The following is a 14613-nucleotide window of genomic DNA, read 5'->3' on the forward strand; positions in this document are numbered from 1 at the left end:
GACGCAAGCAGGGCGAGCGCCGGCCCGTGGGGGGACGCGCGCGACCTTCGAACGGCGGCGCTTGATCCCCGCCACACCCTTCTTCCGAATGAGCGTTGCGCGCGGATGGCCAAAGCGCCAGCCCGTCACGCCAAAGGCGTGCCGGTGATGCGCGGCGCACCTCCGGTGCGACGGGACGGGCCGGCACTCGCCCTGCGCGGTTCCCGCGCGCACCCGGCCGTTTCAGCATCCCCTATGCACACGCCGCCACGACCCCGCAGTGGCGACGCGGCCTGCCAATCGCCCCTATTCTGCGCTGCGACCCCTCGCTCTGGAAATCCACCCCGTTTCGGGGCACAACAGCCGCGCGACAGACGGAGCTTACCCATGCGGCTACTCGTTGGCCTCGGCAATCCCGGCGCGAAATACGCGCGCAACCGGCACAATATCGGCTTCATGGCCCTCGACCGGATCGCCGAGGACCACGGCTTCACGCCGTGGCGCAGCCGCTTTCAGGGGCTGGTCTCGGAGGGCCGGCTGGGGAGTGAGAAGGTCGTCCTGCTCAAGCCGCAGACCTTCATGAACCTGTCGGGCCAGTCGGTCGGCGAGGCGATGCGCTTCTACAAGCTGACCCCCAACGACATCACCGTCTTCCATGACGAACTCGACCTCGCCCCGGGCAAGTGCCGGGTCAAGCAGGGCGGCGGCCATGCCGGGCATAACGGGCTGCGCTCGATCCATGCCCATATCGGCGCCGAGTACGGCCGGGTGCGGCTGGGCATCGGCCATCCCGGCCACAAGGACCGGGTCGCGGGCTACGTGCTGCACGATTTCGCCAGGGCCGACGACGACTGGCTCGACGACCTGCTGCGCGGCATTTCCGACGGCGCCGCGGCGCTGGCCGCGGGCGACAGCCAGAAATTCATGAACGCGGTCAGCCTGCGCACCGCGCCGCCACGCTCCTCGGGCGGCAAGGCCGAGGCGAAAGGCGACAAGCCGGGCGCCAAACCCGCGGGGAAGGCCGCGAAGCCGGCCGCGGAGCCCGAACCCGACAGCCGCAGCGCGCTGCAGAAACTGGCGGACAAGTTCAAGTGACGGCCCCGGTTTCCCTGCCCGAGGCCTTCCGCCTGCAGGCCAGGGCCTGCGCCGGGCTCGGCTCGCCCTTCATGGCGCGACTGCTGCCGCTGCTGGCCGACCGCCTGCATCCCGGCACGGCGCTGACCGACCGGCTGTTCGGCTGGCCCCGCGACCTCACCGCGCGCGGCGACGCGGTGCCGCTGCGGCTGGCCGGCGGGCTGCACGCGCTGGTGCTGTCGGGGCAGGACGATGCCCTCGCCGCCGCCTATGCCGACTGGGCGCGCCTGAGCGACGACGCCCTCGTCGGGGCCGTGCTCGAGGCGATGGCCCGGCACCAGGCCTTCCTGCTGGACTGGCTCGACAACGCGCCGCAGACCAACGAGGTCCGCCGCGCCGCCGCCCTGATCGCCGCCGGCCACTGGCTGGCCGACCGCTTCGGCCTGCCGCTGGTGCTGTCGGAACTGGGCGCCAGCGCCGGGCTCAACCTGCTCTGGGACCGCTATGCGCTGGAGATCGACGGCCACCGCTACGGCCCGGACGCCCCGGTGCTGACCCTGACGCCGGACTGGGACGGGCCGCTGCCGCCGCAAACCGCGCCCGAGGTCACCGAACGTCGCGGGGTCGATCTCAACCCGCTCGCCCCGGGCGCCGACCGGCTGCGGCTGCTGGCCTATCTCTGGGCCGACCAGTCCGACCGCCTCGCCCGCACCGCCGCCGCGCTGGACGCCGCCGCGCAGCGGCCGCCGCCGGTCGATCGCGGCGATGCCGCCGGCTGGGCCGAGGCGCGGCTGGCCGAACCGCGGCCGGGGGCGCTGCACCTCGTCTATCACACCATCGCGGCACAGTATTTCCCGGCCGAGACCCGCGCCCGCCTCGCCGCCGCGCTGCAGGCGGCCGGCGCCCGGGCGACGCCGGAGGCACCGCTGGCCCATCTGGCGATGGAGGCCGACGAGGCGACGCCGGGGGCGGGCCTGACGCTGCAAACCTGGCCCGGCGGCAGGACCCACGCCCTCGGCCGCGTCGATTTCCACGGCCGCTGGCTGCGCTGGACGCCGCCGGCCGGAGAGTAGCTCCCGGCCGCGCCAGCCGGCGCCAGGGAGCCGCCGAAACGCCTTGCGCGCTGGGATTTTGGGTCAACCGATATGTCCCATTGACCCTGACGCCCGGGGCCGCTACCCCTTCAGGACCTGCCGCCACAACGGCTTCCTGGCGTGGCGGTCTAACCCCAATGGAGCACTTTTCATGTCGCGCAAGAACTATGTCTTCACCTCCGAGTCCGTGTCGGAGGGCCATCCCGACAAGGTCTGTGACCGCATTTCCGACGCCATCCTCGACGCTTTCCTCAGCGAAGAGGCGCATGCCCGCGTCGCCTGCGAGACCTTTGCCACCTCGGGCATGGTCGTCATCGGCGGCGAGGTCGGCCTGTCCGACCAGGAACGTCTGCGCGACTACATGGGTCGCATCAGCCAGATCGCCCGCGACTGCATCAAGGATATCGGCTACGAGCAGGAGAAGTTCCACTGGAACACCTGCCACGTGCTGAACTTCCTGCACGAGCAATCGGCGCATATCGCCCAGGGCGTCGACCGTGACGGCGCCGGCGACCAGGGCATCATGTTCGGCCATGCCGTCGACGAGACGCCCGAGCTGATGCCGGCGCCGATCCAGTATTCGCACAAGATCCTGCGCCGGCTGGCCGAGGCCCGCAAATCGGGCGCCGAGCCGACCTTGCGCCCCGACGCCAAGAGCCAGCTGACCGTGCGCTACGAGGACGGCGAGCCGGTCGAGGTGACCTCGATCGTGCTCTCGACCCAGCATTCCGACGAGGCCCAGACCTCGGACGACATCCGCGCCATCGTCGAGCCCTACATCCGCGAGGTCCTGCCCTCGGGCTGGATCTCGGAAAAGACCGAATGGTGGATCAACCCGACCGGCACCTTCGTCATCGGCGGCCCGGACGGCGATGCCGGCCTGACCGGGCGCAAGATCATCGTCGACACCTATGGCGGTGCCGCGCCGCATGGCGGCGGTGCCTTCTCGGGCAAGGACCCGACCAAGGTCGACCGCTCGGCCGCCTATGCCGCCCGCTACCTCGCCAAGAACGTCGTCGCCGCCGGGCTCGCCCGCCGCTGCACCCTGCAGCTTTCCTATGCCATCGGCGTCGCCAAGCCGCTGTCGATCTATGTCGACACCCACGGCACCAGCGAGGTCGAGGAAGAGGCGATCGAGCGCGCCATCGGCCGGGTGATGGACCTGACCCCGCGCGGCATCCGCACCCATCTCGGCCTCAACCGGCCGATCTACGAGCGCACCGCGGCCTATGGCCATTTCGGCCGCGCGCCCGAGGATGACGGCGGCTTCTCCTGGGAGAAGACCGATCTCGCCGCCGAACTGAAGAACGCGGTGTAAGCGATGGCGAAAACCGACGTCTCCGGGCTCACCCAGCTGGGCCGAGCGGTCGAGACCCCGGACAGTCCGGAAACGGCGGTGCTTGAAAAGGTGCCGGCCGGCAACCGTGGCGACAATTACGTCGTGCGCTTCACCGCGCCCGAATTCACCTCGCTCTGCCCGATGACCGGCCAGCCCGACTTCGCCCATATCGTCATCGACTACATCCCCGGCGACTGGCTGGTGGAGTCGAAGTCGCTCAAGCTCTACCTGACCTCGTTCCGCAACCACGGCGCCTTCCACGAGGATTGCTCGATGGCGATCGCGAAACGGCTGGTCGAGCTGCTGTCGCCGGTCTGGCTGCGCATCGGCGCCTACTGGTATCCGCGCGGCGGCATCCCGATCGACGTCTTCTGGCAGACCGGCGCCCCGCCCGAGGGGGCGTGGATCCCCGACCAGGGCGTGCCGCCCTATCGCGGGCGCGGGTGAGGCGACGAGGGCAAAGACGACTCGCCGTCACTTTGCACTTGTTCTTCGGAAACGAGGATCGCGCCCGCCCTGGGGGGCGGGCCGGCCCGATCCGGGGCTGACGCCCCGGCAAACGCCTGAACTGTGCCGCGCTTTGCGAGCCCCGCCTTGACGCCACGCCGCCCGGCGGTCTAGACCCCCTGCGCCTTCAGCACAGATTGCCGACATGACCGACGAGCACAGCAAGACGCCCCAGCGCCCGTGGCGCAACTTCTACGGCCGCCGCCACGGCAAGACCCTGCGCGACAGCCAGCGCGAGTATCTTTCCGAGGATCTGGCCGCGCTGTCGCCCGGCCCGGTGGATTTCGACGCCAACCCCGAGCGCACACCGCTCGACCTTGACGCCCTGTTCGGCGGCAAGCCGGTCTGGCTCGAGGTCGGCTTCGGCGGCGGCGAGCACATGGTGCACATGGCCGCCCTCAACCCGCAGGTCGGGATCATCGGCTGCGAGCCCTTCATCAACGGCGTCGCCATGCTGCTGGGCAAGATCCGTGCCGCCGGGGTCGAGAATGTCGCCGTCCATCCCGGCGATGTCCGCGACCTGTTCGACGTCCTGCCCGACGGCTCGATCTCGAAGGCGTTCCTGCTCTATCCCGACCCCTGGCCCAAGGCGCGCCACCACCGCCGCCGCTTCGTCACGCCCGAGCATCTCGACCCGCTCGCCCGAGTGATGAAGGAAGGGGCCGAGTTCCGCGTCGCCACCGACATTCCCGATTACGTCCGCCAGACGCTGGAAGAGGTGCCGCCGGCCGGTTTCGACCTGGTCGCGGAAAGCGGCACCGCCTGGGACGACTGGCTCTCGACCCGCTACGAGCAGAAGGCGCTGCGCGAGGGCCGGGTGCCGCATTACCTGACCTTCCGCCGGACGGCAGCCGCGCCCCGGGGCTGACCGGCCCGCGCACGCGATGGACGCCCCGCCACGGCTGCGCTATCAGGCAGTCAGACCAGCGAAGGAGCGCCCGATGTCCGGCCATGACACCCCGATCCCGATGACCGCGCGCCGCTCCGGCCCGCTGAGCGGCGTGGCCGAGATCCCCGGCGACAAGTCGATCAGCCACCGCGCCCTGATCCTCGGCGCCCTCACCGTCGGCGAGACGAGGATCACCGGGTTGCTGGAAGGCGAGGACGTGCTCGACACCGCCAAGGCGATGCGCGCCTTCGGCGCCGAGGTCGAACGCACCGGCGACGGCGCCTGGTCGGTCCACGGCGTCGGCACCGGCGGCTTCGCCGAACCGGCCGACATCATCGACTGCGGCAATTCCGGCACCGGCGTGCGGCTGATCATGGGCGCGATGGCGACTTCGCCGATCACCGCCACCTTCACCGGCGACGCGAGCTTGCGCAAACGGCCGATGGGCCGGATCACCGATCCGCTCGCCCTGTTCGGTGCCCGCGCCTATGGCCGCTCGGGCGGCCGGCTGCCGATGACCGTGGTCGGCGCCGCCGCCCCGGTACCGGTGCGCTATGCCACCCCGGTGCCCTCGGCCCAGGTGAAATCGGCGGTGCTGCTGGCCGGGCTCAACGCCCCGGGCCAGACCGTGGTGATCGAGCGCGAGGCGACCCGCGACCATTCCGAGCGCATGCTGCGCGGCTTCGGCGCCGAGCTGACGGTCGAGGACAGCCCCGAGGGCCGCGTCATCACCCTGACCGGCCGGCCCGAGCTCACTCCGCAGACCGTCGCCGTGCCGCGCGACCCGTCCTCGGCCGCCTTCCCGGTCTGCGCCGCGCTGATCACCGAAGGCTCCGAGATCACCGTGCCCGGCGTCAGCCAGAACCCGACCCGCAACGGCCTCTACACCACGCTGGTCGAGATGGGCGCCGACATCGGTTTCGAGAACCCGCGCGAGGAGGGCGGCGAGCCGGTGGCCGACCTGCGCGTGCGCTTCACCGGCACGCTGAAAGGCGTCGAGGTGCCGCCCGAGCGCGCCGCCTCGATGATCGACGAATACCCGGTGCTGTCGGTCGTCGCCGCCTGCGCCGAAGGCACCACGGTGATGCGCGGGGTCAAGGAGCTGCGGGTCAAGGAAAGCGACCGGATCGACGCCATGGCGCGCGGGCTGGAAGCCTGCGGCGTCACCGTCGAGGAGACCGAGGACAGCATGACCGTCCACGGCATGGGCGCCGGCAATGTCCCCGGCGGCGCCACCTGCGCCAGCCATCTCGACCACCGCATCGCGATGTCCTTCCTCGTCCTCGGCCTGGCGGCGCAGAAACCGGTCAGCGTCGATGACGGCGCCCCGATCGCCACCTCCTTCCCGGTCTTCGAGCCGCTGATGGCCGCGCTCGGCGCCCCGATCGCGCGCGTCAACCAATGACCCGCGCCCGCGCCGCCTATGCCGCGTTCTTCGCCGCGACGGCGGCGCTCTACGGCGCGATGGTCGGCTGGTCCCTGCCCCGCATCGCCGCGGCGGCGGGCGGGCGGATGCCCTTCGACATGCGTCCCGCGGGCTATACCTACGACGACGCGCGCGCCTTGCTCGCCGCGCTCGACGGGGTGACGACCGAATTCTACCTCGACGTCCAGCAGCGGCTGGACCTCTTCTACCCCGGCATGCTGGCGCTGGCGCTCGGGATCGCCTTGTGGCACCTGACCCGGCGCTGGCCGCTCTGGCTGCGGCTCGCCGGGCTGGCGCTCTGCGCGGCCACCGCCGGCTTCGACTGGCTTGAGAACGCCCGCGTGGCCGAGATGCTGCGCGGCGGGGCCGAAGCCCTGACGCCGGAGATGGCCGCCGCCGCCAGCCGGGCGACGGTGGTGAAATCGGCGCTCGGCGCGACGGCAATGACGCTCGTGCTGGCGCTGGCGCTGATACGGCTGGGACAATGGCTGCGCGCGAGGCGGAAGGGCTAGGCCCGTGGCGGGTCGGGAACGCTCCGCGGGGCGTATTTTCGCAAAGAAGAAATGCGCTTCTTCTTTGTCCAAATACTCCCGCCGGAGGCGTCCCGGCAGCGCCGCGAACGGAACGGAAGGATGAGGCGATGATCTTCACGGTGGCGATCGACGGGCCGGCGGCGGCGGGCAAGGGCACCATCAGCCGCGCGGTGGCGGCGCATTTCGGCTTTGCCCATCTCGATACCGGGCTGCTCTACCGGGCCGTCGGCGCCAAGGGCGGCGACGCGGTGGCGGCGGCGCGGGCGCTGGCGCCCGCCGACCTGGAGCGCGGCGACCTGCGCAGCGCCGAGGCCGGGGCGGCGGCGAGCCGGGTGGCGGCGATCCCCGAGGTGCGGCAGGCGCTGGTCGATTTCCAGCGCGATTTCGCCCGGGCCGAGGGCGGCGCGGTGCTGGACGGCCGCGACATCGGCACCGTCATCTGCCCGGAGGCCGAGGTGAAGCTCTTCGTCACCGCCTCCGACGAAGTCCGCGCCCATCGCCGCTGGCTCGAACTGCGCGACAGTGGCGAAGCGGTCGGCGAGGCCGAGGTGCTGGCGCAGTTGCGGGAGCGCGACCGGCGCGACAGCGAGCGGGCGGCGGCGCCGATGAAACCGGCCGCGGACGCGGTGCTGCTGGACACCTCGGAATTGAGCATCGACGCGGCGGTGGCGAAGGCGATAGGCTATGTCGAAATGAAACTGGAACGGTAGTGACGGTGTCGTCCTCGGTCGCTGAGGCAACAGGATTCGCGATTGCCGAGATCCGGCGTATCCTCGAACCGCGCGGGGTGGTGGACGGACCATTCCACGCGTTCAAGGCAGGGCATATGCCGGACAAGGGCCCCGCCTGGTACTCGGCCAACGTGTTCAACGGCCTTGACGATGCCGAGATTGACGAGCTGGAAGCAGAACTTGACTTCCCGATCCCGGAACAGACAGAGGCGCATATTCCTGCCCCATTGCGCGCGTTTCTTCGCGTCACCAACGGGTTGGAGTGTCACGCCCTTTCCATCTATGGCGATGCGGCAAAGATCGAACACGCCGTGGCCGCTCCAATAAGCTTGCGCTACGGACAGTATCCGACCGAACGCGCACCAGATATTCCAAGGACCTGGTTCGGTTTCGGCGCGATCAATGGCCCCTGGGCATCTCAGGGGCTGCTCTACCTGACCGAAGCGGAAGAAGTCGTGCTTGCCCATCGCGACACCGGGCAAGTCGGGGCTCGCTGGCACGATCTTTCGGATTTCCTCGTTTCGGAGATCCCGCGACAGTTGGCGGTTCACGATCCTGATGGCGATCTCCGGGCGGGATGCGCCGTGTTGCCCGGGGAAACATCCGACTGGGAGGAAATCGCGCGGAGAGCCGATGCGGACCGGTCGGCCGAAACGACCGTCACGACAAGAATGAAGCGATGGTGGAAGAAAATGCTGTCGGGCGACACACCGCCTCGGGGGTGAGTTTCAGAGTGGCCGCGGCATCGCAGCCAGCCGTCCCCGCCCCACCCGCAAGCGGCCGAAAGCCCTTGCGGGATTGGGGCAGAGGGCTTATAGACCCGGCAGTCAACAAGGCGGCACGCCATATAAGAAGCAACTGGGGCAGGGTCGGATAGTCACGCCGGCCCTTTCTGTTTGTTGGCTGTGCCGTCCCACGGGCGATCAACGAAGACCGGCGGAGCCAACCGTCTGGCCAGTGAAAGCGTTAGATAAAGGAAACCGAGACCACATGGCTCAAAACGCATCGATGGAGGAATTCGAGGCCCTCCTTAACGAAAGCCTCGAGATCGACACGCCGAACGAAGGTTCGGTGGTCAAGGGCAAGGTCATCGCCATCGAGGCGGGCCAGGCCATCATCGACGTCGGCTACAAGATGGAAGGCCGCGTCGATCTGAAAGAATTCGCCAGCCCGGGCGAGGCGCCCGAAATCGCCGTCGGCGACGAGGTCGAGGTCTATCTCGACCGGGTCGAGAACGCCCGTGGCGAGGCCGTCATCAGCCGTGACAAGGCCCGCCGCGAAGAGGCCTGGGACCGTCTGGAAAAAGCCTATGCCGACGAGCAGCGCGTCGAAGGCGCGATCTTCGGCCGCGTCAAGGGCGGCTTCACCGTCGACCTCGGCGGTGCCGTGGCCTTCCTGCCCGGCAGCCAAGTCGACGTCCGCCCGGTGCGCGATGCCGGCCCGCTGATGGGCCTCAAGCAGCCGTTCCAGATCCTGAAGATGGATCGCCGCCGCGGCAACATCGTGGTCTCGCGCCGCGCCATCCTCGAAGAGTCCCGCGCCGAGCAGCGCGCCGAGGTCATCGCCGCGCTGCACGAGGGCCAGACCGTCGAGGGCGTGGTCAAGAACATCACCGAATACGGCGCCTTCGTCGATCTCGGCGGTGTCGACGGCCTGCTGCACGTCACCGACATGGCGTGGCGCCGGGTCAACCACCCGTCGGAAATCCTGTCGATCGGCGAGACCGTCAAGGTTCAGGTCATCAAGATCAACAAGGAAACCCACCGCATCAGCCTCGGCATGAAGCAGCTGCAGGCCGACCCGTGGGATTCGGTGCAGGCCAACTACCCGCTGGGCTCGGTCCACAAGGGCCGCGTGACCAACATCACCGACTACGGCGCCTTCGTCGAGCTGGAGCCGGGTGTCGAGGGGCTGGTCCACGTCTCCGAGATGTCCTGGACCAAGAAGAACGTCCATCCCGGCAAGATCGTCTCGACCAGCCAGGAAGTCGACGTCATGGTGCTCGAGATCGATCCGGCCAAGCGCCGCGTCTCGCTGGGTCTCAAGCAGACCATGCGCAACCCGTGGGAAGTCTTTGCCGAAACCCACCCGGTCGGCACCGAGATCGAGGGCGAGGTCAAGAACATCACCGAGTTCGGTCTGTTCGTCGGCCTCGACAACGACATCGACGGCATGGTCCACCTGTCCGACCTGAGCTGGGAACAGCGCGGCGAGGAAGCGATCCAGAACTACCGCAAGGGCGACATGGTCAAGGCCGTCGTCACCGAGGTGGACACCGACAAGGAGCGCATCTCGCTGTCGATCAAGGCGCTCGGCGACGACGCCTTCAGCGATGCCGTCGACGGCGTCAAGCGCGGCTCGATCATCACCGTCACCGTGACGGCGATCGAGGATGGCGGGATCGAGGTGGAATACAACGGCATGAAGTCGTTCATCCGCCGCTCGGACCTGTCGCGCGACCGTTCGGAGCAGCGCCCCGAGCGCTTCCAGGTCGGCGACCATGTCGACGTCCGCGTCACCAATGTCGACGCCAAGACCCGCCGTCTGGGCCTGTCGATCAAGGCGCGCGAGATCGCCGAAGAGAAGGAAGCCGTGGAACAGTACGGCTCGTCCGACTCGGGCGCCTCGCTGGGCGACATCCTCGGCGCCGCGCTCAAGGGCGACAAGGGCTGAGCCCAGCCCCGGCACGCAGACCTACGAACGGCCCCGCCCCGCGCGGGGCCGTTTGCTTTTGAGATGGCGCAGAGCCTTGGCGATCGGCTTCCTGGTCCGCTTCCTGGTCCGCGGCGGCTTCCCCTCCTGGCACGCCGTGTTGGCACAGCGGGCGCGCCGCGGGCGAAGGTGCGCGTCGCGGGGTCGGCCGGCAACCGCGGGCACGACAGAGGGTCGTGCCATGTCCGAACCGTGCCGGCAGTCCGGTGCCCCGCCGCCTTTCCCAGCGCCGCACCCCGGTGCCGACGCCCTCCCCCGCCGCGCGCCCACCTCCGCCCCTCGCCGCGGGCTGTCGAGCGTCCGAATCACCCGCGCGCGCGGCGCGGCTGCGGCGGCGCAGCATCCCGGCCGCGACCCTCCGCCGCGGCCCGCGGCCCCTCCGCGTCGGCGGGCATTGGCTCAACTCAAGGGGAAATCCCCGTCATTCCAATGGCTTTCTGTTTGTGCGACGGGCAATTGTCCCTATAGTCACCCCATAAACATGTGGCGCGCAGCCGGCCGACCACAGGGGGGATTTGCTGTATGATCCGTTCGGAACTGATTCAGAAGATTGCCGATGAAAACCCGCACCTGTATCAGCGAGATGTCGAGAAGATCGTCAACACGATCTTCGAAGAAATCATCGAGGCCCTGTCGCGCGGCGACCGGGTCGAATTGAGGGGCTTCGGCGCCTTCTCGGTGAAGAAGCGGGATGCCCGAGTCGGGCGCAACCCACGCACCGGAGAGGCGGTCGAGGTCGAGGAAAAGGCCGTCCCGTTCTTCAAGACCGGCAAGCTGCTGCGAGACCGGCTGAACGGCAAGTAACCGGAGCCGAACCATGCGCATCCTTCGCTACCTGCTGCTCGCGCTGATCGCGGTGGCCCTGCTGATCGTCGCCAGTGCCAATCGCGGCATGGTGACGCTGAACCTGCTGCCGGGCGAGCTGACCACCTATATCGGCCGCAACTGGACGATCCAGCTGCCGCTGTTCCTGGTCGTGCTGGGCGGGGTTGCCGCCGGGCTGGTGCTGGGCTTCGGCTGGGAATGGCTGCGCGAGCACAAGTACCGGGCGACGGCGGCGAAGAGCACGCGCGAGGCCAGCAAGCTGCAGCGCGAGGTCGCCAAGCTGAAGACGGCGCCCGAGGACGACGTCTTGGCGATCCTCGAGGACAAGCGCAAGGCGAGCTGAGCCGGGCGGCGGCCGAAGGGCGTGCCTCCGGCGCGGCCGATTTTCCTGTTTGAGAAGGGCCGGCAGGGCCCGGGATGGATGCGATGGCACGGGATATCCGGGTCAAGATTTGCGGGCTGCGCGATGCCGCGGCGATCGAGGCGGCGGCGCAGGCGGGGGCGGCCTATCTGGGCTTCGTCTTCTTCGCCAAGTCGCCGCGCCACCTGAGCATCGCCGAGGCCCGCACGCTCACCCGGCAGGTGCCCGAGGGGCTGGCCAAGGTGGCACTGACGGTCAATGCGACGGATGCGGAACTGGAGGCGATCCTCGCCGAGGTGCCGCTCGACATGCTCCAGCTCCACGGCAAGGAGAGCCCGGAGCGGGTGGCCGAAGTGCGCGCGAAATTCGGCCTGCCGGTGATGAAGGCGGTCGGCGTCGCCGATGAGGCCGACCTGCCGCAACTGGCGGAATACGGCCGCGTCGCCGATCAGCTTCTCGTCGACGCCAAGCCGCCGAAGGATGCCACCCTGCCCGGCGGCAACGGCCTGACTTTCGACTGGCGGCTGATCGCCGGGCGGCGCTGGCCGGTGCCGTGGATGCTGGCCGGCGGGCTGACGCCCGAGAATGTCGCCACCGCGATCCAGCTCACCGGGGCGCGGCAGGTCGATGTCTCTTCCGGCGTCGAGAGCGCGCCGGGCGTCAAGGACCCGGCCAGGATCGCGGCCTTCCTCAAGGCGGCGATGGCATGAGCCTGACCTTCCGCAGCGCCACCCGGGACGACGTGCCGGCAATCGTGGCGCTCTTGGCCGACGACCCTCTCGGCGCCCAGCGCGAGACCGGCGGGATGGCAGACTATCTTGCCGCCTTCGACCGGATCGCGGCCGACGCCAACAGCCAGCTCGTCGTCGGCGAGCAGGACGGCCGCGTCGTCGCCACCTATCACCTCAACATCCTGCACGGGCTGTCGCTGCGCGCCGCCAGCCGCGCCCAGGTCGAAAGCGTCCGCGTCGCCGCCGATCTGCGCAGCCGCGGCGTCGGCGCGGCGCTGATGGCGGATGCCGAGGCGCGGGCCCGCGCCGCCGGCTGCCGCCTGATCCAGCTGACCACGCATAAAAGCCGCGGCCGGGCGCATGCATTCTATGACCGGCTCGGCTTTACCGCTTCGCATATAGGCTATAAACGCAGTCTGGACCCTGAGGGAGAGCACTGACATGGCCGACGACCTGATCAACAGCTTCATGTCCGGCCCGGACGAGAGAGGCCGGTTCGGCATTTTCGGCGGGCGTTTCGTCTCGGAAACGCTGATGCCGCTGATCCTCGGTCTCGAAGCCGAATACGAGAAGGCCAAGACCGATCCGACCTTCTGGGCCGAGATGGACGACCTGTGGAAGCACTATGTCGGCCGGCCCTCGCCGCTCTACTTCGCCTCGCGGCTGACCGAGCATCTCGGCGGCGCCAAGATCTATCTCAAGCGCGACGAGCTCAACCATACCGGCGCGCACAAGATCAACAACGTGCTGGGCCAGATCATCCTCGCCCGCCGCATGGGCAAGACCCGGATCATCGCCGAAACCGGCGCCGGCCAGCATGGCGTGGCGACGGCGACGGTCTGCGCCAAGTTCGGCCTGAAATGCGTCGTCTACATGGGCGCCCATGACGTCGAGCGCCAGGCGCCCAACGTCTTCCGCATGAAGCTTCTGGGTGCCGAGGTGGTGCCGGTGACGTCGGGCCGCGGCACGCTGAAGGACGCGATGAACGACGCGCTGCGCGACTGGGTCACCAATGTCCGCGACACCTTCTACTGCATCGGCACCGTCGCCGGCCCGCATCCCTACCCGGCCATGGTCCGCGACTTCCAGTCGATCATCGGCAAGGAAGTGCGCTGGCAGCTGGCCGAGCAGGAAGGCGAAGGCCGCCTGCCCGACACCGTCATCGCCGCGATCGGCGGCGGCTCGAACGCGATGGGGCTGTTCTACCCGTTCCTCGACGACAAGGAGGTCCGGATCATCGGCGTCGAGGCCGGCGGCAAGGGCGTCGACGAGAAGATGCAGCACTGTGCCTCGCTGACCGGCGGCCGGCCCGGCGTGCTGCACGGCAACCGCACCTACCTGCTGCAGGACGAGGACGGCCAGATTCTCGAGGGCTTCAGCATCTCGGCCGGGCTCGATTATCCCGGCATCGGGCCCGAGCACAGCTGGCTGCACGATACCGGCCGGGCCGAATATGTCGCCATCACCGATGTCGAGGCGCTGGAGGCGTTCCAGCTGAGCTGCAAGCTCGAGGGAATCATCCCCGCGCTCGAGCCCAGCCATGCCCTGGCCCATGTGATGAAGATCGCGCCCGAGCTGCCCTCGGACCATATCATCGTGATGAACATGTGCGGCCGCGGCGACAAGGACATCTTCACCGTCGCCAAGCATCTCGGCGTCGAGATGAACGGCTGAACCGTCGGCCCTGGACCTGTTGCAGAGCATACCATCGCCCGGCCTTCGTGCCGGGCGATGGCGTTTTTTTGGCCCCCCAACACGGAGGCGTCCCGCAACACGCCCCGTCACGCCCGCGTGAGGCCAGGGCGCCATAAACTCAGGTTTATGGACCTCTGCCGAGGGTTTAGCGCATTCCGGCTAAACCCGGTGCGGATAGAGAACCGGCCGGCGAAGGGTCAATTTCGGCTCACCGGGCGGCGCAGAGGGCGCTGCCGTAAATGGGAGAGACCCGATGAAAAAGATGATCCTTGCCGCCACCGCCCTGACCGCGCTCGGCTCCATGGCCGTTGCCAGCACCGGCGACGGGCTGCAGCTCCGCAGCCAGACCCGGGCCACGCTCGGCACGCAATATGCCCAGAACGACAGCACCCAGCAGCAGCTCCAGACCCAGACCCGGACGCGCACCCGCACCAACGACGACAACGCCCAGGGCACGGCGACCCGCAGCCGCAACGGCGACAGCGCCTCCGGCGCCGATGACAGCACCGACACCAGCGCGGACACGAGCGGCGACTCCGAGGGCGGCGACAGCGGGCACGGCAGCGGCGGCGACAGCGGTGCCGGCGACGCGGGCGGCCATGGCGGCGATGCCGGCGGGGATGGCGGCGCCGGTGGCGAAGGGGGTGAAGGTGGCGACGGCGGCCACGACTGAACCATTTGCCACAGGCCTCTCGGCGGCCCCGGCCCTTGCGCCGG

16 protein-coding genes and 1 riboswitch are annotated in these 14613 nt (G+C 69.2%); all 16 genes read left to right on the plus strand.

The window, feature by feature from the left end; translation table 11 throughout:
• Positions 1-366 precede the first annotated feature (366 nt).
• The 16 genes from pth (at position 367) to ACFOES_RS14305 (ending at position 14569) form a co-directional block, all read left to right on the plus strand.
• Entirely contained in the window at positions 367-1074 is a 708-nt protein-coding gene (gene pth, locus ACFOES_RS14230) for an aminoacyl-tRNA hydrolase (RefSeq protein ID WP_377833970.1), read from the plus strand.
• On the plus strand, positions 1071-2126 hold the full coding sequence (locus tag ACFOES_RS14235; protein ID WP_377833971.1) for a DUF2332 domain-containing protein: 1056 nt from the start codon (positions 1071-1073) through the stop codon (positions 2124-2126). Before pth ends, ACFOES_RS14235 begins: the two co-directional genes overlap by 4 nt.
• Positions 2127-2243: 117 nt before the next feature.
• Positions 2244-2292: riboswitch (SAM-SAH riboswitch) on the plus strand.
• A gap of 6 nt (positions 2293-2298) precedes the next feature.
• The gene (gene metK, locus ACFOES_RS14240) at positions 2299-3465 is read left to right on the plus strand and encodes a methionine adenosyltransferase (protein WP_377833972.1); all 1167 of its coding nucleotides are present in this window, start codon (positions 2299-2301) and stop codon (positions 3463-3465) included.
• Between the two features lie 3 nt (positions 3466-3468).
• Positions 3469-3933, plus strand: coding sequence for a preQ(1) synthase (queF, locus tag ACFOES_RS14245; protein ID WP_377833973.1), 465 nt, complete (start codon positions 3469-3471; stop codon positions 3931-3933).
• Between the two features lie 205 nt (positions 3934-4138).
• Positions 4139-4861 carry a tRNA (guanine(46)-N(7))-methyltransferase TrmB gene (gene trmB / locus ACFOES_RS14250; protein WP_377833974.1) on the plus strand — a complete coding sequence of 241 codons (723 nt, stop codon included), beginning with the start codon at positions 4139-4141 and terminating at the stop codon, positions 4859-4861.
• Between the two features lie 73 nt (positions 4862-4934).
• Entirely contained in the window at positions 4935-6287 is a 1353-nt protein-coding gene (gene aroA, locus ACFOES_RS14255; RefSeq protein WP_377833975.1) for a 3-phosphoshikimate 1-carboxyvinyltransferase, read from the plus strand.
• Positions 6284-6820, plus strand: coding sequence for a hypothetical protein (locus ACFOES_RS14260; protein WP_377833976.1), 537 nt, complete (start codon positions 6284-6286; stop codon positions 6818-6820). The genes aroA and ACFOES_RS14260 overlap by 4 nt, the downstream gene beginning before the upstream one ends.
• A gap of 128 nt (positions 6821-6948) precedes the next feature.
• Positions 6949-7551: a (d)CMP kinase gene (locus ACFOES_RS14265; protein WP_377833977.1), complete on the plus strand. Its 603-nt coding sequence runs from the start codon at positions 6949-6951 to the stop codon at positions 7549-7551.
• On the plus strand, positions 7551-8297 hold the full coding sequence (locus ACFOES_RS14270; protein ID WP_377833978.1) for an SMI1/KNR4 family protein: 747 nt from the start codon (positions 7551-7553) through the stop codon (positions 8295-8297). Before ACFOES_RS14265 ends, ACFOES_RS14270 begins: the two co-directional genes overlap by 1 nt.
• Positions 8298-8562: 265 nt before the next feature.
• Positions 8563-10245 carry a 30S ribosomal protein S1 gene (gene rpsA, locus ACFOES_RS14275; protein WP_377833979.1) on the plus strand — a complete coding sequence of 561 codons (1683 nt, stop codon included), beginning with the start codon at positions 8563-8565 and terminating at the stop codon, positions 10243-10245.
• Between the two features lie 561 nt (positions 10246-10806).
• Positions 10807-11088, plus strand: a complete 282-nt coding sequence (gene ihfB / locus ACFOES_RS14280) for an integration host factor subunit beta (protein WP_377833980.1) — start codon at positions 10807-10809, stop codon at positions 11086-11088.
• A 13-nt stretch (positions 11089-11101) separates the two neighbouring features.
• On the plus strand, positions 11102-11452 hold the full coding sequence (locus ACFOES_RS14285) for a LapA family protein (protein ID WP_377833981.1): 351 nt from the start codon (positions 11102-11104) through the stop codon (positions 11450-11452).
• A gap of 83 nt (positions 11453-11535) precedes the next feature.
• Complete coding sequence (locus ACFOES_RS14290; RefSeq protein WP_377833982.1) at positions 11536-12180, plus strand: phosphoribosylanthranilate isomerase; 645 nt, start codon at positions 11536-11538, stop codon at positions 12178-12180.
• Complete coding sequence (locus tag ACFOES_RS14295; protein WP_377833983.1) at positions 12177-12641, plus strand: GNAT family N-acetyltransferase; 465 nt, start codon at positions 12177-12179, stop codon at positions 12639-12641. Before ACFOES_RS14290 ends, ACFOES_RS14295 begins: the two co-directional genes overlap by 4 nt.
• A gap of 1 nt (position 12642) precedes the next feature.
• Positions 12643-13875, plus strand: a complete 1233-nt coding sequence (trpB, locus tag ACFOES_RS14300) for a tryptophan synthase subunit beta (RefSeq protein WP_377833984.1) — start codon at positions 12643-12645, stop codon at positions 13873-13875.
• Between the two features lie 274 nt (positions 13876-14149).
• Complete coding sequence (locus ACFOES_RS14305) at positions 14150-14569, plus strand: hypothetical protein (protein WP_377833985.1); 420 nt, start codon at positions 14150-14152, stop codon at positions 14567-14569.
• Positions 14570-14613 lie beyond the last annotated feature (44 nt).

The organism is Acidimangrovimonas pyrenivorans, assembly GCF_042643245.1.
Taxonomy (GTDB): Bacteria; Pseudomonadota; Alphaproteobacteria; order Rhodobacterales; family Rhodobacteraceae; genus Acidimangrovimonas; species Acidimangrovimonas pyrenivorans.